The 24,068-nt window shown below is 68.5% G+C and carries 22 protein-coding genes and 1 pseudogene; 14 read left to right on the top strand and 9 right to left on the bottom strand.

Annotated elements, in window-relative coordinates; translation table 11 throughout:
• The first annotated feature begins 768 nt into the window (after positions 1 to 768).
• Positions 769 to 1,713 carry a hypothetical protein gene (locus ACIBBA_RS23625; protein ID WP_396700134.1) on the top strand — a complete coding sequence of 315 codons (945 nt, stop codon included), beginning with the start codon at positions 769 to 771 and terminating at the stop codon, positions 1,711 to 1,713.
• A 31-nt stretch (positions 1,714 to 1,744) separates the two neighbouring features.
• Here the strand turns inward: ACIBBA_RS23625 and ACIBBA_RS23630 are convergent, their stop codons facing one another.
• Positions 1,745 to 3,289, bottom strand: a complete 1,545-nt coding sequence (locus tag ACIBBA_RS23630) for a pentapeptide repeat-containing protein (protein ID WP_396700135.1) — start codon at positions 3,287 to 3,289, stop codon at positions 1,745 to 1,747.
• Between the two features lie 288 nt (positions 3,290 to 3,577).
• On the bottom strand, positions 3,578 to 3,988 hold the full coding sequence (locus ACIBBA_RS23635; RefSeq protein WP_396700136.1) for a hypothetical protein: 411 nt from the start codon (positions 3,986 to 3,988) through the stop codon (positions 3,578 to 3,580).
• A gap of 230 nt (positions 3,989 to 4,218) precedes the next feature.
• Between ACIBBA_RS23635 and ACIBBA_RS23640 the strand changes: the two genes are divergently transcribed.
• From ACIBBA_RS23640 to ACIBBA_RS23655, 4 genes and pseudogenes are all read left to right on the top strand, one after another.
• Complete coding sequence (locus ACIBBA_RS23640) at positions 4,219 to 4,953, top strand: TIGR02391 family protein (protein WP_396700137.1); 735 nt, start codon at positions 4,219 to 4,221, stop codon at positions 4,951 to 4,953.
• 521 nt (positions 4,954 to 5,474) lie between these two features.
• On the top strand, positions 5,475 to 6,686 hold the full coding sequence (locus ACIBBA_RS23645) for a helix-turn-helix domain-containing protein (RefSeq protein ID WP_396700138.1): 1,212 nt from the start codon (positions 5,475 to 5,477) through the stop codon (positions 6,684 to 6,686).
• Between the two features lie 177 nt (positions 6,687 to 6,863).
• A pseudogene (locus tag ACIBBA_RS23650) lies at positions 6,864 to 7,202 on the top strand (hypothetical protein).
• Positions 7,199 to 7,450, top strand: a complete 252-nt coding sequence (locus tag ACIBBA_RS23655; protein WP_396700139.1) for a hypothetical protein — start codon at positions 7,199 to 7,201, stop codon at positions 7,448 to 7,450. The pseudogene ACIBBA_RS23650 and the gene ACIBBA_RS23655 overlap by 4 nt, the downstream one beginning before the upstream one ends.
• Positions 7,451 to 7,954: 504 nt before the next feature.
• Here the strand turns inward: ACIBBA_RS23655 and ACIBBA_RS23660 are convergent.
• Positions 7,955 to 8,572, bottom strand: coding sequence for a TetR/AcrR family transcriptional regulator C-terminal domain-containing protein (locus ACIBBA_RS23660; protein ID WP_396700140.1), 618 nt, complete (start codon positions 8,570 to 8,572; stop codon positions 7,955 to 7,957).
• A 161-nt stretch (positions 8,573 to 8,733) separates the two neighbouring features.
• Here ACIBBA_RS23660 and ACIBBA_RS23665 point away from each other — a divergent pair, with 161 nt between their 5' ends.
• Both ACIBBA_RS23665 and ACIBBA_RS23670 read left to right on the top strand, forming a co-directional pair.
• On the top strand, positions 8,734 to 9,447 hold the full coding sequence (locus tag ACIBBA_RS23665; protein ID WP_396700141.1) for a GNAT family N-acetyltransferase: 714 nt from the start codon (positions 8,734 to 8,736) through the stop codon (positions 9,445 to 9,447).
• Entirely contained in the window at positions 9,444 to 10,181 is a 738-nt protein-coding gene (locus tag ACIBBA_RS23670) for an SDR family oxidoreductase (RefSeq protein ID WP_396700142.1), read from the top strand. The genes ACIBBA_RS23665 and ACIBBA_RS23670 overlap by 4 nt, the downstream gene beginning before the upstream one ends.
• 389 nt (positions 10,182 to 10,570) lie before the next feature.
• Here the strand turns inward: ACIBBA_RS23670 and ACIBBA_RS23675 are convergent, their stop codons facing one another.
• A complete protein-coding gene (locus ACIBBA_RS23675) occupies positions 10,571 to 10,762 on the bottom strand; it encodes a DUF1737 domain-containing protein (protein WP_396700143.1) in 192 nt (63 codons plus the stop codon).
• A 1,025-nt stretch (positions 10,763 to 11,787) separates the two neighbouring features.
• Positions 11,788 to 12,924, bottom strand: coding sequence for a hypothetical protein (locus ACIBBA_RS23680; RefSeq protein WP_396700144.1), 1,137 nt, complete (start codon positions 12,922 to 12,924; stop codon positions 11,788 to 11,790).
• A 297-nt stretch (positions 12,925 to 13,221) separates the two neighbouring features.
• Here ACIBBA_RS23680 and ACIBBA_RS23685 point away from each other — a divergent pair, with 297 nt between their 5' ends.
• The 5 genes from ACIBBA_RS23685 to ACIBBA_RS23705 all read left to right on the top strand — a co-directional run bounded on the left by ACIBBA_RS23685 (position 13,222) and on the right by ACIBBA_RS23705 (position 18,039).
• Positions 13,222 to 13,677: a hypothetical protein gene (locus ACIBBA_RS23685; protein WP_396700145.1), complete on the top strand. Its 456-nt coding sequence runs from the start codon at positions 13,222 to 13,224 to the stop codon at positions 13,675 to 13,677.
• A gap of 398 nt (positions 13,678 to 14,075) precedes the next feature.
• Positions 14,076 to 15,278 carry an NAD(P)/FAD-dependent oxidoreductase gene (locus ACIBBA_RS23690; RefSeq protein ID WP_396700146.1) on the top strand — a complete coding sequence of 401 codons (1,203 nt, stop codon included), beginning with the start codon at positions 14,076 to 14,078 and terminating at the stop codon, positions 15,276 to 15,278.
• A gap of 14 nt (positions 15,279 to 15,292) precedes the next feature.
• Positions 15,293 to 16,189 (top strand): RNA polymerase sigma-70 factor, encoded by an 897-nt coding sequence (locus ACIBBA_RS23695; protein WP_396700147.1) that lies wholly within the window; start codon positions 15,293 to 15,295, stop codon positions 16,187 to 16,189.
• Between the two features lie 87 nt (positions 16,190 to 16,276).
• Positions 16,277 to 16,948: a TetR/AcrR family transcriptional regulator gene (locus tag ACIBBA_RS23700; protein ID WP_396700148.1), complete on the top strand. Its 672-nt coding sequence runs from the start codon at positions 16,277 to 16,279 to the stop codon at positions 16,946 to 16,948.
• 113 nt (positions 16,949 to 17,061) lie between these two features.
• Entirely contained in the window at positions 17,062 to 18,039 is a 978-nt protein-coding gene (locus tag ACIBBA_RS23705) for a phosphatase PAP2 family protein (RefSeq protein WP_396700149.1), read from the top strand.
• 469 nt (positions 18,040 to 18,508) lie between these two features.
• Here ACIBBA_RS23705 and ACIBBA_RS23710 read toward each other — a convergent pair whose 3' ends face one another.
• On the bottom strand, positions 18,509 to 19,021 hold the full coding sequence (locus ACIBBA_RS23710; protein WP_396700150.1) for a polyketide cyclase: 513 nt from the start codon (positions 19,019 to 19,021) through the stop codon (positions 18,509 to 18,511).
• A gap of 102 nt (positions 19,022 to 19,123) precedes the next feature.
• Here ACIBBA_RS23710 and ACIBBA_RS23715 point away from each other — a divergent pair, with 102 nt between their 5' ends.
• On the top strand, positions 19,124 to 19,867 hold the full coding sequence (locus ACIBBA_RS23715) for an SAM-dependent methyltransferase (protein WP_396700151.1): 744 nt from the start codon (positions 19,124 to 19,126) through the stop codon (positions 19,865 to 19,867).
• 62 nt (positions 19,868 to 19,929) lie between these two features.
• Here ACIBBA_RS23715 and ACIBBA_RS23720 read toward each other — a convergent pair whose 3' ends face one another.
• The 3 genes from ACIBBA_RS23720 to ACIBBA_RS23730 form a co-directional block, all read right to left on the bottom strand.
• A complete protein-coding gene (locus tag ACIBBA_RS23720; protein ID WP_396700152.1) occupies positions 19,930 to 20,865 on the bottom strand; it encodes a hypothetical protein in 936 nt (311 codons plus the stop codon).
• Positions 20,866 to 21,006: 141 nt separating this feature from the next.
• Positions 21,007 to 21,951 carry an acyltransferase domain-containing protein gene (locus ACIBBA_RS23725; RefSeq protein ID WP_396700153.1) on the bottom strand — a complete coding sequence of 315 codons (945 nt, stop codon included), beginning with the start codon at positions 21,949 to 21,951 and terminating at the stop codon, positions 21,007 to 21,009.
• A gap of 112 nt (positions 21,952 to 22,063) precedes the next feature.
• Complete coding sequence (locus ACIBBA_RS23730) at positions 22,064 to 23,164, bottom strand: CapA family protein (RefSeq protein WP_396700154.1); 1,101 nt, start codon at positions 23,162 to 23,164, stop codon at positions 22,064 to 22,066.
• A 172-nt stretch (positions 23,165 to 23,336) separates the two neighbouring features.
• On the opposite strand from ACIBBA_RS23730, the gene wrbA reads away from it, so the two are divergent.
• Positions 23,337 to 23,936, top strand: coding sequence for an NAD(P)H:quinone oxidoreductase (gene wrbA / locus ACIBBA_RS23735; RefSeq protein WP_396700155.1), 600 nt, complete (start codon positions 23,337 to 23,339; stop codon positions 23,934 to 23,936).
• Positions 23,937 to 24,068: the final 132 nt, after the last annotated feature.

The following is a 24,068-nucleotide window of genomic DNA, read 5'->3' on the forward strand; positions in this document are numbered from 1 at the left end:
TTGGCCTCCCGATCGAGCGGAGGGTGAGGGGTAGACATAGATGGTCTCCGTAGTCGCCGGAGACCCAGGTGTCAACGATGTCCGTCAGTTTTAGACCGGCTGCCAGCCGATGTGGGAGAACTTTCTGTACATCTATCAAGGCGGCCCTTGACGGGCCGCACGCGCCGCCGCCTGGGCGCGCGCCGGCCGCTGCCGCTGTCGCTCTGCGGCCGTCACGCCTGATGCCCGGCGGCTGGCGCGGAAGGCGGAGAGCCCGGGGGGCCGCCGCAGAACGACAGGCGGTTGAACGGTGAGTGGTGAGGCCGGCAGCCGGCCGGGCCGCGCGGCCACGAGCCCGCGCGGCGTAGGGGGCGCGCCCCGGGTCCGCGCGGCAAGCCCCAAGCATGGGGGCGGTGTCCGCGCGGAGGCAGGCCGGTCGTCCAGGAGCCGGCTCCACAGCCGCTCAAGGTCAGGTCAACCGCTCACCTGGGAGGGGGAGGGGTGGCCGCCGGGGGCGAGCTCCGACCCCGGGAGCCGGGTCCGTGCCGGGCGAGGTTGGGTCAACTGCGCCACTGTGGCGGTGCCCGCCGGGTGCGCGGTCCGTGACACAAAAGCCGACACCGACTCAGGCCGTTCCGGCAGCGTCCGTGCGCGAAGGTCCGCCTGACATGGCGGACCGAACGGCGGTCGGCTCCCAGCGAAGGGGGGTCGGCGGCATACGGCATGGCAGATGTAGCAGCTAAACTCCTACTCCTTAAGCCTAATAGGCCGGCTTCGACTTGGGGAATCGTGACGACTCGCAAATTCTTTACTGAGCTTGGCATCAACGTTACGGTGCTAGATCAGTACATGGGGCGCCAGCGTGAATTGCAGAATGAGAAGTCATTCCCCGTCACGTGCAACCTGTATATGGTGACGCGCAGGCCGCGAATGAGCATAGATCCTGGCAGCGTCGGGTTCCATGCCGGCAGAATGACCGGGATTCTTCGTATCCAGCGACAGTCCCAGTTCGACGAAGTTCCCTTTTCGGTCTCTACCAAGGACCTGGGGCGCGGCCCATTCCGGTACGAGTCCGAGTGGCCTCACGAAGAGTATCGTGTATATGACGCAGATGGTGAGGTTAGCGGAGGGATCGTTGCGCTTGCGGCTGTCGAGTTCGGCATGATCCTGGCTCGACGTGTCCCTCATGAAGTCCTGTATGTAGGGCAGGCGTTTGGCAAGGCGGGTGAACGGACTGCCTTCGATCGCCTGAAAAGCCACTCCACGTTGCAGCGAATATATGCAGAGTGCCCTCCTGACAAAGAGATATGGCTTCATCTGTGCAGAGTTAGCGACATCACTCTATTCATGGAATTTAATCCACAGGTTCCGAGTCGGACCACTGACGAAGAAGACGAGCAGCATAGGAACCGAGTGTTGCGTCGCATCCACTCTGTCGGATTTGCCGAACGGGAGGCGGTTGCAATCGGCGAGGCTGGACTGATCCGATACTTTCAGCCACAGTACAACGAGAAATTCCGAAACAACTACCCCGATCCCAAGCATGTTCATATCAGCACCTGCTACGATCTCGACTTGGCGACGATTGCTGTCGAGTTGCAGGGCCAAGAGACCCGGAGCTTTTTCTACGGACCGGCGGTCGACAAGGCTAGCCCTTTGCACATGTTCCGATTCCCGTTGTACGAGACAGCAGGATTCATAGTCGACTGGCATGGTGGGAAACCGTCGACCTGAGCCCGTGCCCGTTCCGTGCCCGATACGGCGGTCACTCCTGCACGAGGCATCCAACCACTCCGTCCGGTTCCACCCGCAGGGGTATGGGCCACGCATCATGTCGTGGAGTGCCTAGCGATACAGAGGACTGCTTGAATGAGGGAGGGTAATGATGTTTTGTGTGACGGAAGTTCGCTTGGCCTGTGAACAATGCGTGGTCAAATCGACCGACCTTCTGGAAGTCGGCACCTTCGAAATCGACTTCATCGAGGAATCTTACTTCTGTGAAGACGGCGTTACCGTCGAATCCCGCCGCACCTGCGAAGAGGGCTCGGCCGAAGCGGGCCTTTTTGCTGAACAGCGCCTTATCGAAGCGTGCAATACCCAAGAAGGTGGCGTCGTCAAACGATGCATCACCAAGAAATGATGCTCCGTCGAACCATGCTGTATCTGAAAAGGTTGTACCCATGAACTCGGTGCTACCGACAAAGGTGGCACGACTGAAGGAGCATGCGCCGACCTCGCCATACCAGAGGTTCCAGTCGACCAGAGTTGCTCCCGCAAGGTCGAGATCGATCTTCGGCCAGAATGTCGTCGATGGGTCCGGCTCAAGCGCCTCTCCGTCGGGATCGTTGTCGAAGGGGCGTGTCAGGTGTGCCTGAAGTATCCGTTGCGCGGTCAGCCTCACCTGGAGCTCCTGATGGGGTTGCCGGACGTTCCCGGTGACCCCTGTTAAGTCAGAAGCGGCGGCGGGCTCCAACGAGTCTGTGAAGTTGGTTGAGTCCAGTAATTCTGGCGGCGCATACGGCATGCGAAGATAGGCGCAAAGTACGTTGACAATGGTCTGCCTCTGACTGAGAGTGTTTTGGGCTAGACGTTCGAGGGCGTACAAGCCACCGAGGCGCACAGCGGCCTCCGCGTGACCAAGCTGCTCAACCGCCTTTGTGTACAACTCCGTGATTCGCCGCTCTGTGGCGTCGTTTTCGCTATGCTGCTGTCTGTGTAATTCTAGCTGTCGAGTTTGCTCGGCACTCGACTCGACGTGCTGCTGGCGGCGGAGTTCGAGAGTATGTGAATGTTCAGATAGCCGTTGCCGTCGGAGCGCCAGAAGTAGGGCCGCAAGCGCTCCTGCTGCAGCGAAGATGCCTAGACCGTACTTCAATGCGTCAATCTGCAGTTTCGAGCGCTCCGGGGCGGGTGCTGCGCCAGCGATGTGCAACATTGCAATGAGCGCTGCGATTCCAACAATTGCCACAACCAAGGCGGCCGAGAGTATGCCGATGTCCGACAGCAACCATGGCCAACGCGGAGGCCCATCCTCCGATTGCTGCGACTTTTCGATCGAAGGCCGTGGGGTCGCGAGGTGCTGGCCGGCTGCGAAGCCGAGTGCGGTGCCGACGGCACTAAGAACGCCAGCCAGGACCAGGATGATGGCGTCCCCGACGGGACTGTGATCGGCCGTGTTCAGCCAGGTGCCGGCGTAGAAGCTACCGAGTAGTACAAGTGCTGCGCACCAGGTCGCCTGTTTGCGGATGCTCAGCGAGCCGACTGCGAGTCCCGCACCAGCGAGGCCGGCAGCCATGATGAGGAGAGCCACCGGAGCCCGTTCGATCAAGCCGCCTGCGCTAGCCGTAGCCCAGCCTGAGAGCAAGCCAAGCCCGACCGCCAGCCCACCCACTAACCAACGCCTGCCCAGTCGCATGGCTGGACGGTAGCAACTGGTGGGAAGCTCGCTGGGTGACTATCTGGGTGACGACCGACGCGCACGTGGCTGGACGTTGGTGGACTGTGGCGGACAGGAGAACCGGCGTAGCCCGCTAGTTGCCGGAGGTCAGTGGGTGCTGATTGTTGCCTGGGGGTCAAGGAGTCCGTCGGCACGTAGCAATCAGGGAAGCGGCACCAGGACGGGCTCAAGCTGTCCATCCCAGGTGACTCGAATTTCCTGGAGATCGATCATCTCTGCCGCCCGGATGACTAAAAAGGACATAGACTCCCCCGGCCGCAGGCTGCGCCCGTTGTCGTCGACCCTGACGAAGCCGCCCTGCTTATGCACATACACGCGCTCTGCCGGCTCGGTGCCGACGTTGCGTAGCAAGTAGTAGCTCTTACCTCGCTGCTCGACCCTCCAGGCAATGGAAGGGGGAGGAGGAGGAACCGCAGCCTCTGCCGCCTTGGCCTGGCGCTCTGCCGCACTCGCGGACCGTTCCGAAGCATCGGCCGACCGTTTGGAGTGCCACACACCCCAAATCGACACGACGAGCGCGACCGCCGAGATGACCACCGCAGCAAGTTCCATGGCCAGGACCGTAGTAGCAGAACGCCAGCGCTACACGGATCACCCGTCGAACGTCGACCAGTAACGACCAGCAGCACCCGAAGAAACAGCAGGTCAGCCGCCATGTGACGGGAGTTGACCTGGTGGGCGACGGACGAGTCGACCTGTACGCCGGAGTCGTTGGAGATTAGGCTTGCCCCCCGACTGGAACCGGCTCAGTCGCAATGCTAGAGAGGCCGTAGTGTCTTCTCGTGGACTATGAGTGGGCACGCGGAAAGCTCGTAGCGTACGTAAGCTTGGTGGACGACTACTGGCGCGCCCAGGAGATGAGGGAGGAAGAGGCCGCGGACGCGGTCTTGACGCTCATCAAGCAGGCTGCTCCCTTGACTCATGCCATCCTGGAGCGGTTGCCCGGAGTGGACCCGGGGAAGCGCCTCGGTGAGATGGACTATTGGCTCCAGCGGGATCGGACTCTAGAAGGACTTGGTGTCCTCGACCTTCTTGGAGCTGTGGAGCAGCTTGGCCCGGCTGGTCCCTCCCTGAATGCTGGATCTCTTCACCCGTGGGTATGGCAAGCCGCGCAAACCTTTTGGGACTCCAAGCACTTTGCCCAGGCTGTCGAGCAGGCGTGGAAGTCGATCAACGCCCACCTCCAGCAGAAGACGCAGCGGCTCGACGTCTCGGATGACGCGTTGGTCAACGAGACCATGAGCCTCTCCGCGCCGGCTGGAGGAAAGACTAAGCTGCGAGCCCGGGGCGACCAGTCGTCGCCGTCATGGACGAGCAAGCAGCGCGGGATGCACGCACTTGCCCAAGCCTGTGCCGCAGGGATTCGAAACGTCCTAGCACACGAGGCTCTGGAGCTTCCCTCACAGACCGCTCTTGAATACCTGGCCACTATGAGCGTGTTGGCGCGGTGGATTGACGACGCCACGACGGAAACCGGAGCTGAGTCGGTGCCTGGGCGCCCGGGCTCGGGGAGCTAGCGCGCGGCAGTGCAGGAAGGCAGCCAGGAGGCAGCGAAAAGGCCAGCATCCGGCAGTTGGAGACGATACGGGTCGGCACCGGAGCTTCGCTCTGCCTCGTAGGACAGCATCCGACGACAACCATTGGTGCTTGGTGCCCGCGTTCACACCGAAGCAGTCAGCCCTACTGCTGTCGACAGCAACGGTGACAGCAACAGGGCCGACCAGCGAGAGCCGAAGCCAGCCGGCGGCGGATCAACGCCCGACGTCAGAGACGTGCGCGGACGGGGCCGGACGATGCGCCCAGAACTTACAAGCGAGAGGTCGAAAGCCCTCCTGCCGCTCCTACCCCGGGTGCTGGTTCGAGTGCTCGTCCGATAGAGACAGGCAGACGCTGGGAGCCAAGGCAAATGACGTCGAGGCCACCACGGGACTGGGTGGGTGGCGTATGAGGGTTATCAGGCGGCGGGCTGGTCGGTAGCGTTGGGCGTGACGGCGGCCGATGGGCCGGTGGTGCATCCCGCGCTACGAGGAGGTTCGGGATGGATTCCATGCCGGAGTTGACTTTCGGGCAGCGTTTGAAGGTCTACCGCGAGCGGTCCGGGAAGACCCGTGCGGTGCTCGGTGGGCTGGTGGGTCGGAGCGCCGAGTGGGTCAAGGCGGTGGAGACCGATCGGATTCTGCCGCCGCGTGTGCACATGCTGGATCGGATCGCGCGTGCCCTCAAGATCGACGTGTCTGCCCTGGTCGGGGAGTTGAGCGACCGGTCTGCCGCAGTCAACGGGCCGGAGCATCCGGCGCTGGCCTCGGTCCGGGAGGCCGTGAACCGCTTCACGCTCGCTGGCGACGTCCCCGCCGAGTCGTTGTACAGCCTCAGGGGGCGACTTGCGGCGGCGTGGCGGGCACGTCATCAGGCGTCGGACCACCGTACAGTGCTGGGCAGTCTGTTGCCGGATCTACTGCGGGACGTGCAGCGTGCCGCGTTGGCGTACGAGGGTGACGAGCGTCGGCACGCGCAGGCCCTGTTGGCCGAGACGCTCGGGCTCGCGCAAATGTTCGTTGCCTACCAGCCCGCCGCCGAACTGCTGTGGCGGGTCGCCGACCGTGCGATGGTGGCGGCGCAGGAGTCCGGAGACCCAGAGGCGTTGGCATGCGCGGGGTGGTTCCTGTGCCAGGTGCATCGGGACGCCGGCGACTGGGACACCGCGATGGCCGTGACGCTCGACGTCCTGTCGACGCTGGAATCGCGTACGGCCGATGGGAGCACAAACCTGCTCGCGCTCTGGGGTGCGCTGAACTTCGAGGCTGCCTACACCGCCGCTCGTGCGGGTGAGGAGGGCCGTGCCTGGCGGTATTGGGATCGTGCGGACCGGGTGGCGCAGCGCCTGCCGCACGGCTTCTATCAGCCGCAGACGTCGTTCTCCCAGGTCATCATGGGCGCCCACGCGGTTACCGTGGCCGTGGAGTTGCAGAAGTCCGGCGAAGCGGCGCGGCAGGCACGTCGCCACGACGCGGCGGCGATCCCGTCGAGGCCGCGCCGGGCACGCCACCTCATCGAGGTCGCTCGGGCGCACTACGGCAAGGACGACAAGGAGGCCGCCATGGCCACGCTCCGGCGGGCGTACGAGTCGGCTCCGGAGACGATCCGCTTCAACGGCTACGCCCGACAGATCACTCTGGACCTGCTCCACGGTCCGCGGTCCACCCGCGACGACGCCCGCGACCTCGCGGTGAAAGTCGGCCTCGTCTCTTGATCTAGGGGTACGAACCTTACCCCTTCCACCCCGCGACCGTACGTAGCGTCTCCCTCACGGGATGCGGTGGGCGGTGCGAGTATCGCCTGGCCGCCGCGTCCCTCTCAGCTTCGGGGGCGAAGAGGCCGCCCTCGTGATCGACGAGGGAGGGTACGTGCGGCGCGTCTTGTACGACGAATACCTCTCGGCTACCGCACTGACTCTCGCCCGGCGGCACCAGCCGGTCTGGTCCTGGCGGAGGTGGCGGCAGGTCTGCCGCTGCGGAGCCGACTTGCCCTGCCGCGCGCGGCACCGCATTCCGATCAGGCGTGGCCACTGGCCACGGGAGGGTGAGCAGTGAACGACGGGCGGGAGCAGGCGATTTTCGCGGTGCATGTCCGAGGGCTCGATGGCATGTGCACCGGCTGCCGCGCGTCGTGGTCGCGGCTGGCTCCGTACCCGTGCTGGCAGGTGGATTGGGCGACCAGTCGGCAGGCCCGGACGAGCACGGCCCGGTTCCTGGGCGGTGTGCGGTGAGCACCCACGGCCCGGTCATGCCGGTCTGGAGCTGCGGAGGCTGCGGCCTGCCATGGCCCTGCCCGACGCGGAAGCGGGAGCTGCGGGCAGAGTACGCGGACGCTCCGGTGTCGCTGGCCATTTACCTCGGCTCCTACCTCGTCCAGGCCGCCGAGGACATGCCCTGGACGCCGGCCGGTGTGCTGCACCGCCGCTTCCTTGGATGGGTCAGGGCGGCTGAGCGGCCGATGCCAGCAGTACAGCAGTGAAGTACAGCAACCGCGCCAGCCGAACCGAGCCGAGATGCGCCTCAGCAGCCCGTTTGACCTCGCGTCAAGCCCGATCCGACCCGCTCGCCGATAGTTCACACCGAAAAGGTCACTGGCTCGATCCCGGTTTCGCCCACCATCTGCGCCTCCACCACAGTGGTCACCGGTGCGCTCACGGCCGCCGTCCTCGCCGGTGCCCTCATGGCCATCCCCGGCGGACGGTGGCTCGACCGCCACGGCGGACGAGCCCTCATGACCACCGGCTTGATCACCGCCACCGCACTTGTCATCGACTGGTCCCAGGTTCACACCACCTGGCAGCTGTACGCCGTCTTGATCGGCATCGGCATCACCGGCGCGATGGTGCTCTACGAACCGCCTTCGCCGTCATCGTCAGCTGGTTCACCCCTGACCGGCTTCGTCATCCGCCCGACCGGGGGGCTGGCGAGACATCGATATCGTGGCGGCCGGCGGCAGCGTGAGTCGCTCGCGGCCGCGATCCTTTCAGAGCCCTTCGGCTTGCGTGGCCAGTCGCGTCCGGAGGGAGTCGAGGATCAGACCGAGGCCGAACGCGAAGCGCTGGTCGAAATCTCCGGGGCCGACGTGGGACAGTGTGGCCGCCAGCGCCGGATACCGATCGGCCGGCACCTGTTCGGCGGTGATGGCGGCGGAGTCTCTCGCCACTTGCTGCTCCTGGGCGATGCCGAGGATGAGATAGAAGATCGTCCAGTGCGCCCAGGAGGCGGTACGGCCGTCGAAGCCAGCCTCGGTCAAGGTCGACACCACTGCCTCGGCGTAGCGTAGCGAGTGCGGGTCCGGACCGCAGGCGATGGTGATCATTCTGGCGCCGTCGCGGTGCCCGAGCAGCGCGTTGCGCAGCCGCTGGCTCAGCGTCCAGATCCGCTCGTCCCACGCCTGCGGCAGCGGCCCGTCAGCGCAGTGCGCGAGCATCTCGTCGGAGGCCAACTCAAGCAGGCGGCCCTTGCTGGCGGCGTGCCACCGTACGGTGTTGTGCTGCACCCCGAGCCGCTCGGCGACGGCGCGCATGGTGAGCCCGTCCAGCCCACGCTCGTCGAGGATCTGCAAGGCGGCCGAAACGACCTCGCCCCGTGTGGTGCTCACTGCCACCCCCTCGGCTCAGCTGTCCCCGCCCGGCGATGAACTGTACGGGCTTTGATGCCGCCCCGGCCCCGCGCCACCGGGCGTCGCGGACCCCGGGGTACTGTTGTCCGCCGGACAAGGTTGTCCAGTGGACAACAGGCTGAGCAGGAAGGATAGCAGCGATGGCCGCAGGAATCGCCGCAACGGATATACCGGACAACCTGGCCTGGTCTGCCCTGACCGGCCCCCAGGCGAACGTCGCCGAGACCCTCGGTCGGGCGGCCCGCTACCGGACGGGGTTCGCGCCGCTGGCCGCCGTAGCCGACTGGGCCGATGATCGAGCCTGGCATGACCTGCGGGAACTGGTCGGAGCGAAAACCCCGGTGACCGTCGCGGGAGGGGGCCTGGCGGTACCGGACGGCTGGGAGACCCTAGGGCGGGGCGACGGGCTGCAACTGGTCGACGTGGGCGTCGCCGCCGCCGACGACGCCGAAGCCGTGACCCTCACCACCGACGACGTGCCGGAGATGCTCGAACTGGTCGCCCGTACCGAACCGGGGCCGTTCACGCCGCGAGCGACCGAACTTGGGAGGCATCTGGGGATCCGCCGGAACGGCTCCCTCGTCGCGATGGCCGGACAGCGGATGCGGGTGCCCGGCTGGACCGAGATCAGCACCGTCTGTACCGATCCGGCGTATCGCGGCCAAGGATTGGCCAGCCGCCTGGTCAGGGCCCACGTGGCGGAGATCCGTCGCCGCCGCGAAGCGGCGTTCCTGCACGTTTCGGCGAGCAACGCCGACGCGCTCCGGCTGTATCTCGCCCTGGGCTTCACCGTACGCACCACGACCGGCTTCGCCGTCGTGCGCACGCCAACCGACGAGAGGGCGGACTCGTGACCAGCACCACCATCGCGCTGGTGACCGGCGCGAACAAGGGACTCGGCTTCGAGACGGCACGGCAACTCGGCCGGCGTGGGGCGACCGTGCTGCTCGGCAGCCGCGATCCCGGCCGGGGCGAGGCAGCCGCCTCGCTCCTTCGCCAGGAGGGGCTCGACGTGACCGGGGTCGCCCTCGACGTCACCGACGCGGCCGCGGTTCACGCGCTGGCCGATCGGCTGCGCGCCGAGTACGGACGACTCGACGTCCTGGTCAACAACGCGGGCAGCATCGACGAGACAACGATCCTGGACGTCACGGCGGAGCAGATGCGCCGCACGTACGACACCAACGTCTTCGCCGTCGTCGAGGTGACCCACGCGATGCTGCCGCTGCTGCGCGCCTCGACGGCGGGCCGCGTCGTCAACGTGGCCAGCACCACCGCATCGTTCGCGTTGACCGGCGAGATCGACTCGCCCTATGCCGCAGCGGAGCACATCCTGCCGTACTCCTCGTCCAAGGCGGCACTGAACATGATCACCGTGCGCTATGCGCAGGCGTTTCAGCGCACCGTCGGCTACGAGCAGATCAAAATCAACTCGGCGTCACCCGGTCACGTCGCCACCGACCTCACCCACCACGGCAGTTCGCGGACCCCCGCCGAGGGCGCCCGGATCATCGTGAGCCTGGCGACGCTGGCCGCCGACGGCCCGAGCGGTGGCTGCTTCAGCGACGCCGGCGCCCAGCCCTGGTAACCGCAACGGCGACGCGCCGAGAGGTACGAGGAGACCGCAGGACCGTGATGGTCAGCAGCGTCCACTTGTCGCCGACCCGCGCCAGTACGTCGACGCGCTCGCACCACTGCGCCGACCCTGACCACACCCGTTCACGGCGCGGCAGGCCACCGCCTAGGCGATGGCCTGCCCCTCGCGACGGCGTCCGCAACGAAACCACCTGCTCGATTGGGCGACACATCAGGTGCGCGGATCTGCCGCCTTCCGCACGCCGAAATGCCGGCGTCTCAGCCGGGCCCATGCTGACGAGATTTTCAGGCTTCACATCCCCGCACTGGGCCCCAGCGGGTATTGGGAAGGTGGCCGGGCCGGGTTCCGCGATGCCTACAAGATGTGGTGAGGCGGGCAGGTCATTCTTCGCTGTCTGGCCAAGTAAGGGCCTGCGCGACGATCACTCGCTCACCGTTGAAAGTGATTGCCGGACCGCCGTGGAGACTGAAGCCGAGGTCGAGGGCTTCGCTGACGCGACGGCAGAACGCTTCGTCGTCGGGTCCGGTCAGGACGCGGTAGCGAGGCAGTCCATTGGGCGGCTGGTGGGCCATATCGCCACCATAACGAACAAGGCATGCTGGTATGCCATTCACGGGTCGGTACCCGGCGCCTCAGGCGACGCAGGGTCGGTGTGTCGGCCACTCCGCGATGCCCCACGACGGCATGAAGGCCACCCTGCCCTCTCGGACGGGAGGCGACTGCCTGCTGCCTTACCGCTCGATCGTGGCCTGTCTGGCTGAATTCGCGTTCCCCGTCCGGGTGCGCATCTAATACGCTGCGCGCGCAGTCCGCTGTACGGCAGGCTGCGCCGACCGGACCATCTCGGTCCGGTCGCACCTCAACGGGGAAAACAGATGGCTGCTGCGCGCCTTCGCGCAGTCTCACGCATCCTGGTGACCGCCACTGCGGCTACGGCACTTCTGGTGGCGGCGACGGCACCGGCCGTCGCGGCGGTGAACCCGAAGACGTCTCGCTGTCGGTGCACTTCCGCGATTTGCCACCGGGGACGTACACGGTGGGCTTCATGCTCAGCACCTCGGCGGGGAACAGCGCGGGGTGGGGCTACCCCAACGGCACTCCGGCACCGTCCGGGCCGCTGGTGTTCACCAGCCTGCCAACGCCCTGACCAACCCGGCAGAGCGGTGCGGCCTCTCCCCGACCGGGAGGGGCCGCACCTTGTCGTCAGATAGCTCAGGCACTCAACGTCCGCGACGACGCACAGCGAAAGGCGCCCGGGCGCAGCCGATTTCGACCGGACCCAACTGCTGTCGGCGGTCGGTCGGCGCGGGACGTGGTCTCTCGATCATCGTCTTACGCGCCTGCGGCTTCTCGACGGGAATGCGCGGCTATGGCCCTACGTACGAGGGTTCGGCCTCGCCGGTCGGGACCTGGTCGTGATCCCCGCCGCGATCGTCTTCGTTGGCGCGATGGGATGTCCGCAATGGCCAGAGGCCACTGACGGCTGTGCCCTGTGGACTGCTCGGTGGTGCCTTCCGGTTCCTGCGGTTTGTTGGCCCGGCGGTCGCGGTCCTGAAGGGCCGATTGCGCACCGCCAACAACGGTCACCCGTCGAGGGTCACCGGATGGCCCGGCGCCGTCGGGTCAGGAGCAGCAGCACGCCGCCACCCACCAGCATGGCGAGGCCGGTCCCGGCGGTCAGCCCGACCTGGGACCCGGTGATCGGCAAGCTGCCGCCACCACCAGCGCCACCACCGTCACCGGGGTCGCCGCCACTACCTCCACCGCTGCTGTTCGCGGCCACCACGACCGCGAACCCGTCCTGGTTGTCGCTGTCGTCCACGTCGACCGCCCGTACGGCGACCGCGTTCGTGGGAAGGTCGCTCCGCGCCGGGCCGGAACGGTCCGACTGCGGGTGGTTCAGGCCCTCGACCCGGATGGTCCCGTTCCGCAACGTGACCGGCGCCTTCGTGTCGGCCGACACCGTCACCAGGTGGTACAGCTCGACGGCGGAGTGGAGCTGGTCGTTCGGGTCGGTGTCCTGGTCGACAGGAACGAGGGCCAGCCGGTCGTAGGTGCAGACCGCCGCACGCCCGGCGTCACCGAGGACGCATTCACCCGGCGGCCTGGTGAACGTCGCGCCCGCGGGCGCGCGCAATTCGACCTTGACGCCATCGACCGGCTTCCGCCCCTGGTTGGCGATCGTGTAGCGCACCGCGCCCGTCTCGCCCGGATTCAGCGTGCCGGTGGATTCGAGGCTGCCGTTGGCAGCGACGCGCACCGACTGCGTCACGTCCGGCGCGACCACCGAAAGGTCGGCCTCGGGGTGATCCACTACTTCGATCGGGAACCACTTCGTGTTGTCGGCCGGATTCGTGTCGACCGGTTTGACTTCGACCGTCGCCTTGATCCGGCCCGCGAGAGGCTCATCGGTCTGGATGGTGGCGATGACGGGAAGCTCCACCGTCTCGCCTGGCCCCGGAAGCTGATCCGGCAGCAGGTCGCAGTACCAGCCGGAGAAATCGCCGTCGCACTCAGCCAGCCCGCCGGTCGGCCAGAGCGAAATCCTGAAATCGAACCGGTCCAGATCCGACGCGTCGACCCGGACGACGACCCGGGTCGGGGTCGCGTCGCCCCGGTTGCTGAGCTTCAGGTGAAGCGTCTTCTTCGTGACCCCCAGCGGAATCGTCCCGCCAGCCAGGTCGACGGTGAGGTCCGGACCCGCCGGCGCCGCCGAGGCGGACGCGGCGGGCACGCCGACCCCTCCGAGAACAAGCAGTATGGTGGCCACCGTTCGGGGCAGCCACGGAAGTCCGAACCTCATGACGGAGCCCTCCGGATGAACGGGCGGTGCGATCCGTGGACACTATCGGCACCCGGCCGGGTTCGGTATCCCCCACGTGACCCGTGTCGGAGGCGCGTCCAGGGCCTGTTTCAGGCCAGGTGCAGCTTGGTCGTCCGTGACGTCGGCCGGCGCACGGTGCCAGGGCGCAGATGGAGACCACTTCGAAGGGACATCGAGGATCTCTCGCATCCCCTACCGTCACTACCCATGACCCACCCGTACCAGGTGCCCCAACCGCCGAAGCGGCGGACGCTGCGAACCGTGTTGATCGTCGTCGGCGTGGTCGTCGTGCTGTGCTGCGGTGGCGCCGGTATCGGTGGCTTCTTCCTGTACAAGGGGGTCAAGGGCGCGACAGATCCGGCGCGGCAGGCCGCCGAGTCGTTCGTGAGCGACCTGGAGGGGGGCGATGCGGACGCGGCGTACGGGCTGTTGTGCAGCGGCACACGCGGCACATACACGAGGGACGCGTTCGTCCAGGGCTTCGCCAAGCAGCCGAAGATCCGCGGCCACAAGGTCAACGGCGTCAACGTGTCGAGCGTGAACGGCCGCACGTCCGCGACGGTGAACATGGCCCTGACGCTGGACAGCGGCTTTACCGACCAGCACATGTTCACGCTGGTGAAGGAGGATGGCGCCTGGAAGGTGTGCGGCCAGCCGTACTGAGCCCGTGTGCTGCCGGGTCGGCGGAAAGAGGCCCGCGGGCAGAAGCGTGTGGACAGTCGCCCAAGGTCGCAGGCCCGCCGCCGGGAGCTGCGAGCGGAGTACGACAGGGCCCCGGTGTCGCCGGCTCTCTACCTGGCCGCCCAACTGCTTCGGCTGACCTCAGCCACCCCAGATGACAGAGCTGACGGCAGTCACCATCAGCAACCAGGACATCCGGCCCCGCCCGAGTCTCGATCAACCAGATCGGACCCACGGCGGGGCCGGATGGCTTACACAACGCTTGTTCAGACCCGCTCGCCGGGAGTTCACGGGAGGGTCGGAGTGATCCGACTCACTGATGTCACAAACCGCCGGACGCGCGGTGTCTTGAGGCCGACCTTGGAGACGAAGGAGAGGCCATGGCTGAGAACACCGGTGTCATCGTGGTCGGCGGCGGATACGCCGGCGTGATGGCGGCCAACCGCCTGACACGGCGCGAGGGCGTGACAGTGACCCTGATCAACCCACGTCCGGCGTTCGTCGAGCGGATCCGCCTGCACCAGCTCGTCGGCGGGTCGGACGACGCGGTTGTGGACTACCAGGAGATTCTGGCCGGCCGCGTTGCGCTGGTGGTCGACACCGTGACCCGGATCGACGCGGCCGGGCGTCGCGTGACCCTGGCGAGCGGCGGCACCCTCGACTACGACTACCTGATCTACGCCGTGGGCAGCGGCAGCGCCGACCCGAGCGTGCCCGGCGCGGCGGAGCACGCCTACCCGATCTCCACCCTGGAGGAGGCGCGGCGGCTGCAGCCGGTCGTCGACGCCGCGCCGGCATCGGCCGCGCTGACGGTGGTGGGAGCCGGGTCGACCGGCATCGAGACCGCCTCCGAGCTGGCTGAGCTGGGCCGGAAGGTGACCCTCGTGTGCGGAAGGGTGCTCGGGCCCTACCTGCATCCGCGTGCCCGGCGCTCGGTGGCCGGGCACCTCGCCAAGCTCGGTGTGACCGTGCTCGAAGGCCCCGGTGCGACGGTGACCAGCGTGACAGGTGAGGCAATCCAGCTCGCCGACGGCCGCGAGTTGGCCAGCGCCGTGACCATCTGGACCGCCGGATTCGGCGTACCCGATCTGGCCGCCCGCAGTGGGCTGAGCACCGATGCCCTGGGGCGCCTGCTCACCGACGAGACGCTCACGAGCGTGGACGACGCACGCGTCGTCGCGGCCGGAGATTCGGCGGCACCATCGGACCTGCCGGTGCGGATGAGCTGTCAGTCCGCGGTGCAGCTCGGCCCGCAGGCCGCCGAGACGGTGCTGAGCCGAATCGCCGGCAAGCAGCCCGTCAACTTCAACTTCGGGTCCGGCGGCCAGTGCATCAGCCTGGGCCGCCGCGCCGGAGTCGTCCAGTTCGCGCGGAAGAACGACACCGCGACGGGGATGTTCCACCTCGGCGGCCGGCCCATGGCGTCGCTCAAGGAGGCCGTGTGCAAGAGCACCGTCTGGCAGTTGGCGCACGAGGCGCGTAAACCCGGCTCGCTCAATCTCTGGTTCAAGGATCGTCAACGCCAGAAGTTGCTGCGCGCCAGGACCGGCGAGGCAGCCGCGGTCGCCGGTAGGCCGGCCTGAACGGAGGCGCCGAGATGAGCGACCACGCCGGTGACCCGGCGACCGAGACCTTCGTTGCCCACCGGAACCTGCTCTTCACCGTCGCCTACGAGATCCTCGGATCGGCGGCCGACGCGGAGGACGTGCTGCAGGAGACCTGGCTGCGGTGGATCAAGGTCGATCTGGATCAGGTACGCGACCAGCGCGCCTACCTGATCCGGATCACGACCCGGCAGTCGCTCAACCGCCTGCGCACCATGCAGCGGCGCAAGGAGGCATACGTCGGCCCCTGGCTGCCCGAGCCGCTGCTCACCGCGCCGGACACGGCCGAGAATGTCGAGCTGGCCGAGAGCGTGTCGATGGCGATGATGCTCGTCCTCGAGACGCTCTCGCCGACGGAGCGCGCCGTCTTCGTGCTGCGCGAGGCGTTCGAGGTCAGCTACGACGAGATCGCGGCGGCCGTCGACAAGAGCCCGGCGGCCGTACGCCAGATCGCGCACCGCGCCCGGCGGCACGTCGACGCCCGCCGCCCCCGCAAGGTGGTCTCCGCGAGCGAGAGGCGGGCGGCGCTGGAGGCGTTCCAGCGCGCGGTCCAGACCAACGATCTGCGGGCCCTGCTCGACGTGCTCGCGCCCGAGGTGGTCGTGGTCAGCGACGGCGGCGGCCTCAAACTGGCCGCGCTGCGGCCGATCGTCGGCGCGGAGAAGGCGATCCGCATGTTCATCGGCAGCATGCAGAAGGTCGGAGGCACGCTCACCACCGAACCGACCGTGATCAACGGCAGCCCGGCACTGCTGTTTCGCCTCGACGGGGAGATCGACGGCGTCGCCGCGCTGCGGATCGAGGACGCCCGTGTCACCGGCATCTACTACGTCCGTAACCCGGAGAAACTCTCCCGCATCGAGTCCGAGACCCCGCTCACCCTGCACTGACAGTTCGGCAGCCTCGTGTGACCCACTCCACGATTTTTCCGATATGGAAACTTTGCCGGTCGGGAAGGTCGCGCGGATAGTTGTGCCGTGACCTCGGACGTTGGCCTTCGCGAGCGGAAGAAGCGGGCGACCCGCGCGGCGTTGAGCCGCGCGGCATGGTCGCTGATGGTCGAGCACGGGATCGACGCGGTGACCGCCGAGTCGGTCGCCGCGACGGTGGACGTCTCGCCCCGGACCTTTCGCAACTACTTCGCGAGCCGGGAAGAGGCGATCCTCGACGGGATCGTGCAGCGCTCGAGCTGGCTCGTGGAGGCGCTGCGCGCTCGCCCCGCCGGCGAGCCCGTGTGGGACTCCTTCGCCCAGGTTCTGCCCGACGCGATCATGAAAGTGCTCGGCGAGCGCGAGGACGACATCGTCGCCCTGGTACGCGTCTCCGCCGAGAACCCGGCGATGCTGGCGCAGCAACTGACGGCGTTCGCTCGCGTCGAGCGGCTCATCGCCGATGTCATCGCGGAGCGGACCGGGGCCGACGTCGAGCGTGACCTTGCTCCCCACCTGCTGGCTGCCGTCCCCGGAGCCACGATGCGGGCGGTGGTCACGTTCTGGGCCGACGGCGCCACCGACGCCACCCTTCCCGACCTGGTCCGGACCAGCGTCGCCCAGCTGCGCGAGGGCCTTCCCCTCGGTCACCCGCCACGCGAGGCCTCGCCCGCCCCGCCAACTGCCCGGCCGCGAGCCGGAGAAGCCTCCCGTCCATGAGGAGGAGCACGTACCCGTCTGACCAGCCTCCCCTTGCACGGAGCCGCCGCCGTTCGCAGACGACGTCAGCGGCCCTGCGCCTGCTCATCCCTCGCCGCCGCGAAAGGAACGCCGTGGCTGCCGACGACCGCGGGAAGCGCCCGCACCCCGTCCGCGAACTGCTGATCGTGGCCGCCCTCTTCCTGGCGTACAAGATCGGGCGGCTGCTCGTGGTCGGGGACCTGCCCACGGCGTACGCCCATGCCACGCACGTCTGGGCGCTGGAGCGCGCGTGGGGACTGCCCGACGAGGCGACGTTGCAGCGCAGCGTCCTGTCGCACGACGGCCTGGTCCGGGCCGCGAACAGGTACTACGCCTCGGTGCACTTCCCGGCCACCGGGGCACTGCTGCTGTTCACGTACCTGAGTCGTCCGGCCCTGTACCGGTGGGCCCGCACGCTTCTGGCGGCGCTGTCCGGCGTGGGATTCGCCATCCAGGCCCTCATCCCCCTGGCCCCACCGCGGCTGCTGTCCGCGACCGGCGTGCTGGACACGGGACGCGTGGTGGGGCCGAGCGCCTACGGCGACCCCGCCACCGACACCCTCTCCAACCAGTACGCGGCCATGCCCTCGCTCCACGTCGGCTGGGCGACGGTGGTCGCCGTCGTTCTGATCGCGGCCGGCCGTACCCGGTGGCGCTGGCTCTGGTTGCTGCACCCGCTGCTGACCCTCGCCGTCGTGGTGATCACCGGAAACCACTACTGGCTCGACGCCGCGGCGGCCCTCGCCCTGCTCGGCGCGATCCTGCTGGTCGCCCCCCGACCCCGGTCGGCGCCCGCCCCCGCGACACGGTCAACGGCCGGGACGACCATGGAAGAACCCGCCCGTCCGCTGGTCGCTGTGGCCGGGGTGCGGCGCCGCCTGCTGGCCCGGGACGCGGTCGGGTGGCGACGCGGGCGTACGCCGGCCGCACCTGCTCGGCCTTCCGGCGGCCGGCAGGGACGCGATGACCTGGCTGTGGGCGTACTGGTCAAGGATCGAGCTTTGGCATCACAGGATCTCCCGGCGTTTGCCGAACGCGCCCATGAGAAAGGCGTGCGGCACGATCTTTAGGGATATTCGGCCGTAGAGTCCGTTTTCCGCCGGTTCCGCAGGCAGGGTCAGGCGGACCATTCTCAAGCATCCATTTCGGCACCTGAGGCGGCGCGGGTGCCGACAATGAGGAAATGACAGCGCAGAGGTATCTGAAGAGGCAACCGATCGTGACTCGTCGTCGTGCTCCGAAGAGGCAACAAGCCGCGGCTCGTCGTCATACTCCATGGCCACTCATGGCGGGACTGCTCGCGGCGGGAGGTGCGGCGGGAGCGGCCGGAGCCGAGGTGCTACGGCGCCTCAAAGGCGCCAAGCGCAACAAACCCAGCGGAGCCGGGGCGACCGGTGACGTCGGCCAGGCCGGTCATGCCGGCGATGCCGTCCGGTCCGTCAGCAGCCCCGAAGGAGCCACCCAGCGCTGGCCCCAGGGAAGGTGAGGCAGCGTGCCCCCCTCCGGCGTCGAACGAGGTACGGGGACGCGTTGGCGATCTCACCGCTCAGGCCCGACCTTGGCCTGGTGCTCGGCGAGTTGCTTCAGGTTCAGTAGCTGACGTCGAGCCATGATCAGATCGCCGACGGACAGTCCGGGGGCGGCCCAGCGGGCGGTCTGCATGACGACCTTGAGCAGCAGGCGCGTGTCGTGCCCCTGGGGCACGAGAACGTAGGACATGAAGGCGCCCATGATGGTGCCCGTCAGCTGTTTCCCTGGATCGACCGAGACGATCCTGCCCAATTCCCGCCCGCCGGCGGTAGTGAATCGCTCTCCGACCTGCGGTTCGGGAAGGCCTACCAGTTGTTGAGGTGAACGGCGGCCACGGTTGTCGATCCAGTCATAGGAATAGGGTGCCAGCCGCACTTGTGCGATCCACGGCCACACCATTTCGGCAGATGCCTCGACGCGCACACCCCGCCACGCCTGTAGCGCGGGTGAGACGACAAAGTCGTCGCACGGATAGCAGCGGGATTTCTCGCTGTCGGTCACGCCCCACCGGTCACCGATCACCTATCCATCCTCCATCAACGCCCGGCATCCGGAGCTGCCGTGGACCGCGCGTGGCGGAACAACCCGAGTGCGGCATCGACCGGACTCGTGTTGACTCTGGCGGTGGATCGTCAACGACTCAGCAGCATCGCGCACTCGCACCACCCGATCGCGGCCCCGATCTTCGGTGTCAACCTCAACCGGCTCCTGCGCCGAGCGGGCCGCCAACCGGCGGCTCGTATCCTCGACCTCGGCTGCGGAGCGGGATCCTGGGCGCTGCAGGCCCTCGCCCACTATCCCGACGGGCACGCGGACGGCGTGGACGTCAGCCCGTACGCCCTCGAACGCGCCGCCAGCGCCGCCGCCGAACGCGGCCTCGCCGACCGGCTCACACTGCACGAGCGCGACGCCCGCACGTACGTGCCGGACGGCGATTACGACCTGGTGCTGTGCGTCGGGTCGACGCACGCGTTCGGCGGATTCGGCGAGACGCTCAAGCTGGCCGGCAAGCATGTGAATGCCGACGGCATCCTCATGGTCGGTGAGGGATTCTGGCAGGTCCCGCCGACTCCGGAGGCGCTCGCCGCACTCGATGCGAAGCCCGAGGAGTTCACCGACCTCGCCGCCCTCGTCGACGCTGCCGAGCAGGCCGGCTGGACGCCGATCTACGCCCACGTCAGCGACGCCGCAGAGTGGGACGACTACGAATGGTCGTGGATCGGCTCGCTCACCGAGTGGGCGCTGGACAACCCCGGCCACCCGGACGCTACCGAGGCGCTCACCGCCGCCCGTGAGCACCGCGACCAGTGGTTGCGCGGGTACCGCGACGTTCTGGGCTTCGTCACGCTGGTACTGCGCCGCATCTGATCGTGGTCCGTCTCGGCAGGCTCGCCCGGAGGCGTCCCCTGGTGATGCCCGAGTAGAGCCCGTCACCGGCCGCAGGCCCTACACGCGTGGCGGGTGCGCAGGTGGTAGTCGCTTGACGCCGTGAGGAGGCCGAGCCCCAGGATGCAGTACGCCGACATCGCCACCCAGAGGAACGTGTCGGAGAACTGGCTGACCGATCCCGACATCAACTGCACCAGCCCCATGCCGAAGTAGCCGACGATGCCCGCCCCGAGCCCGAAGCCGGGCACCAGCAACAGCAGCCGAGGGATCCTGCGGCCGGCGAGCAGCGGCACCCAACCCGGCCAGATCTCGCCCCACCGGTGTACGAGCGCCAGCGGCAACAGCACTCCAGCCAGCAACAGGCCGATCTCCAGCCCGATCACGGAGGCGTCGTGCGTCAGGCCGTCGAATCCCACCACGACCTGGGCGGCGAAGCGGGTGACGAGGCCGGCTACCGCGGCGTACGCGGCCCAGCGCGCCCACCGCGCGGGTGCTGAGCGCCGCGCACCCGGTCGGACCGTCCGGCAACAGCCCGGACAGTCGCCCCGGGTGCGCCGCTGATAGCGGGCGGTGGCCAGACCGAGCAGGACGGCGCCGGTGACACAACCGAGCCGACTGGCGAACGCGACCGGGTCGAAGTACGGGCCGACCGTGAACAGCAGGAAGCCCACCAATTCCGGCAGCAGGATCGCAGCCGCCGCGATCAGGGCCCCGGTGAGCGTCCAGGCGGCTCCTGCCAGCGCCGGCCGCCAGGTCGCCGCCCGGTCCAGAGCAACCGCCAGAACACCCGCGGCGACGCACAACGCCACCGACCGCCAGCCGGTGAAGCCGAGCAGGTCCGACCCGAACTGCCGGAACTCCGGAGCCTCGCCGACGGTCCACGCCAGACGCACGCCCCCGTACGTCACGGCCCAGCCGAGCACCGCGTACGTCAGGCCGTGGCCGGTCTTGCTGGCGATCGATGCCGATGCCGTCATGCATCCGATCCTTGCGGCGCCCCGGCGCGGGCGACCCCCACCGACAGGGGAAGTCACTCCCTCGCCGGAGGGACCTGCCGAGGCGACCGGCCGCCCGCTGTCCCCGACCGCCCAGCGCGAGACGGAACCCCTCGGGTGGGGTTAGATCGGGAAGCGCCCGCGGCGGACCTGCCAGTGGCGGCCGGCCTTCAGGTGGTCGACGATCGCGCGCTGGAGCACGGTGCGGCGCGGCAGCTGGTCGAGCGGCGTGGTCAGGGTGCGGAACACGAACCGCAGCACCTCGACGTCGGCGTCCAGCCCCTCCGGCTCCTTGTACGGCTCCAGCTCGAACCTCCGCTGGAACCGGACGATGTTGGAGTTCTCGGGCAGGTACTCCAGCAGCTGCGGGTCGAGCAGCCACGAGCCGCAGGAGAACGCCGTGTAGCGCTCGTCGGGAAAGTGGCGCGGGAAGAACGCGCGGGCCTGGTCGAGCGACGCCGCGACCGCTTCCGGGGTCATCGGCCCCGACTCGGGGATGTGCAGGTCGATGGCGCTGGCGCCGCGCTGGTACTGCAGCCGGCCCAGCTCGTAGAGGCCGCCGCGCGCGTGCAGCGTCAGCCAGCTCTGCATGACCGGCCAGCCCTCGCGATGCATCCGCCGGTCGATCGCGAGGTTGCGGCCCAGGTCCGCGAGGGTCACCCACGACACGGCGTCGGCGATGCCGTGGTCGCGGTGGTACCCCCTGACGACGTCGACCAGGGCCAGGTACGCGTACACGTAGAGGTGCCGCCAGGCGGGGCCCCGTTCGCGCGGCAGCTCCGGACCGGGCGACAGCCAGCCGTGGCCCCCGAGATCGGCGCGGACCAGGGCGATCGAGCGGTCGAGCAGCCAGCGCAGCTCCGGAGTCCACAGCGGAGAATCGGGGTCGGGCCAGCCCGCCATGATCTCGGCAACGTCGTCCGGCCGCACCGCGAGCCGGTCGAGGATCGCCGGCGCGTCGGCCTTGGCGGGCAGCGGAGCCGACGGCCGGTCGCCGGCGAGCCGGTGCACGCGGTCGACCTCTTCGACGGGTACCCCGAGTCGGGTGGCGATGTCGTCCAGATCCACGCGGACGACCCTACCGGCCGGTCGGCGTCTGCCACGGCCCGTAGCGCTCGGGCAGATCCCGCCACGGTGACCCGGTCCGCAAGCGTCCGGTAGGTGGCGCGGACCAGCCGGGTCAGTCGCCGGCCAGAGTGAGCAGCCCGTCGGCGGCGACGTCGAAACGGGTGCCGAGGCGGCCGAGCAGATCGGCGAGCCAGCGCGCCTCCTCGGGGCCGGCGGTCTCCAGACGCATCCGGCGGATCCGCAGCGGGGCGGCCCGCAGTCCGCGCAGCCGGCCGGTGTCCCAGTCGAGGGTGGGCAGCCAGAGCAGCCGCAGCTCAGGCCGGTACACCTCCTGCCCGCTGATGCCCTCGTAGTCGTCGACCAGGTCCCCGCAGCCGTAGAGGATCAGCCGGTCCCGGTAGACCTCGACCGGTCGGAGGTGGTGCGACGAGTGCCCGTGCACCACGTCCACGCCGGCGTCGAGCAGGCGGTGTGCGAACTCGATGTGCTCGGCCGGCACCTCGTACCCCCAGTTGGTGCCCCAGTGCACGGAGACCAGCACCCGGTCGGCGGGCTCGGCCTCGGCGGCGATCCGGCGCGCCAGCTGCTCGGCGGTGGCGCCGGAGGTCTCCGGCAGGTACGCCACTCCCGGCCCGTCGGCGGTGGCCGCCCAGTACGGGGGCACCCCGCTGGACGGCGCGGCCACCGAGAAGACCAGCACCCGGCGACCTCGGCCGAGGTCCACCCGGGCCGGCTCCCACGCCGCCGCGGCGTCCCGGCCGGCACCGGCGGTGGCGATCCCGGCCCCGCCCAGCGTGTCGAGGGTGTCGGTGAGGCCCACCGGGCCGAAGTCGAGCACGTGGTTGTTGGCCAACGCGCAGACGTCGAGCCGGGCGGCGGCCAGGCAGGACACGTTGTCCGGGTGCATCCGGTAGTGCACCGACTTGGCCGGCGCGTGCTCGCCCCGGCCGGTCACCGCGGTTTCCAGGTTCACGATCCGCGCGTCCGGCCGCAGCTGGTCCAGCAGTGACAGGGCGACGCCCCAAGGCCATTGCGGCGGCGCCGGCCGGGGGACCGGCCCGTTGACCGACTCGGCCAGCCCGACGTAGGTCCCCGCGTCGCGGACCACGCCTTCGCGCAAGTCGGACGGGCCGGGCCGGGGCAGGATCCGATCCACCCCACGGCCGGTCATCACGTCGCCCGCGAGGAAGAGGGTCAGCGCATCGTCGGCCATCCGGCCGCTTTCCCTGCTGCGCCCGAGCCTCACCTGCCACGCGGCCGGCGCCGGGAGGTCGGGTGCCGGCGCCAGGTCAGGCCCGGTGGCGACCGCCGCGCTGCCGTTGCTAGGGTCATGTTGTTGCTGAAGCAAAATTATCAACGGCAACTACTTCGAAAGGGTGCCCCCGATGACCAAGCTCTCCGTCATCTACTACTCCTCGACCGGTACGGTCCACGCCATGGCCAAGCGGCTCGCCGAGGCTGGCGAGAAGGCCGGCGCCGAGGTGCGCCTGCGTCAGGTTCCGGAGCTTGCCCCCGCGGAGGCCATCGCCTCCAACGCCGCCTGGAGCCAGCACTTCGACGCCACGAAGAGCGAGGCGAAGGCGACCGCCGACGACATCGTCTGGGCCGACGCGGTGCTGTTCGGCACCCCCACCCGCTACGGCAACGTCTCCAGCCAGCTGAAGCAGTTCATCGACACTCTCGGCCCGCAGTGGGGGCAGGGGCTGCTGGCCGACAAGGTGTACGCCGGCTTCACCGCATCCATGACCGCCCACGGCGGCCAGGAGTCGACGCTCCTGGCGCTCTACAACACGATCCACCACTTCGGCGGACTGGTCGTCGCTCCCGGCTACACCGACCCGGTGAAGTTCGGCGACGGCAACCCGTACGGCGTCTCGCACGTCACCGGCGGAAGCAACGACGCTCCGCTGGGCGACGCCCAGCTCAACGCCCTCGACCACATGGCTCAGCGGGTCGTCAAGATCGCCAGCAAGCTCAACGCCTGACAAGCCCCGCTGCTGTCGGGCCGCCTTCGGGGCGGAGGCCGCCCGGCAGGTTGAAGGGCCGGTTTCCCGTTGTGGGAAGCCGGCCCTTTGGCCCGCTCCGAGGGGTCCCGGCCGGGTGAGAGGGGACGTGCC

The organism is Micromonospora sp. NPDC051006 (assembly GCF_044456245.1).
Classification (GTDB): Bacteria; Actinomycetota; Actinomycetes; order Mycobacteriales; family Micromonosporaceae; genus Micromonospora.

What these genes read in the sequence shown, in the direction of transcription:
- ACIBBA_RS23685 (WP_396700145.1), top strand. Translation starts at nt 13,222, where the DNA reads ATGACCCACCCGTACCAGGTGCCCCAACCGCCGAAGCGGCGGACGCTG.
- wrbA (WP_396700155.1), top strand. Translation starts at nt 23,337, where the DNA reads ATGACCAAGCTCTCCGTCATCTACTACTCCTCGACCGGTACGGTCCAC.
- ACIBBA_RS23665 (WP_396700141.1), top strand. Translation starts at nt 8,734, where the DNA reads ATGGCCGCAGGAATCGCCGCAACGGATATACCGGACAACCTGGCCTGG.
- ACIBBA_RS23720 (WP_396700152.1), bottom strand. Translation starts at nt 20,865, where the DNA reads ATGACGGCATCGGCATCGATCGCCAGCAAGACCGGCCACGGCCTGACG.
- ACIBBA_RS23695 (WP_396700147.1), top strand. Translation starts at nt 15,293, where the DNA reads ATGAGCGACCACGCCGGTGACCCGGCGACCGAGACCTTCGTTGCCCAC.
- ACIBBA_RS23690 (WP_396700146.1), top strand. Translation starts at nt 14,076, where the DNA reads ATGGCTGAGAACACCGGTGTCATCGTGGTCGGCGGCGGATACGCCGGC.
- ACIBBA_RS23645 (WP_396700138.1), top strand. Translation starts at nt 5,475, where the DNA reads ATGGATTCCATGCCGGAGTTGACTTTCGGGCAGCGTTTGAAGGTCTAC.
- ACIBBA_RS23730 (WP_396700154.1), bottom strand. Translation starts at nt 23,164, where the DNA reads ATGGCCGACGATGCGCTGACCCTCTTCCTCGCGGGCGACGTGATGACC.
- ACIBBA_RS23635 (WP_396700136.1), bottom strand. Translation starts at nt 3,988, where the DNA reads ATGGAACTTGCTGCGGTGGTCATCTCGGCGGTCGCGCTCGTCGTGTCG.
- ACIBBA_RS23675 (WP_396700143.1), bottom strand. Translation starts at nt 10,762, where the DNA reads ATGGCCCACCAGCCGCCCAATGGACTGCCTCGCTACCGCGTCCTGACC.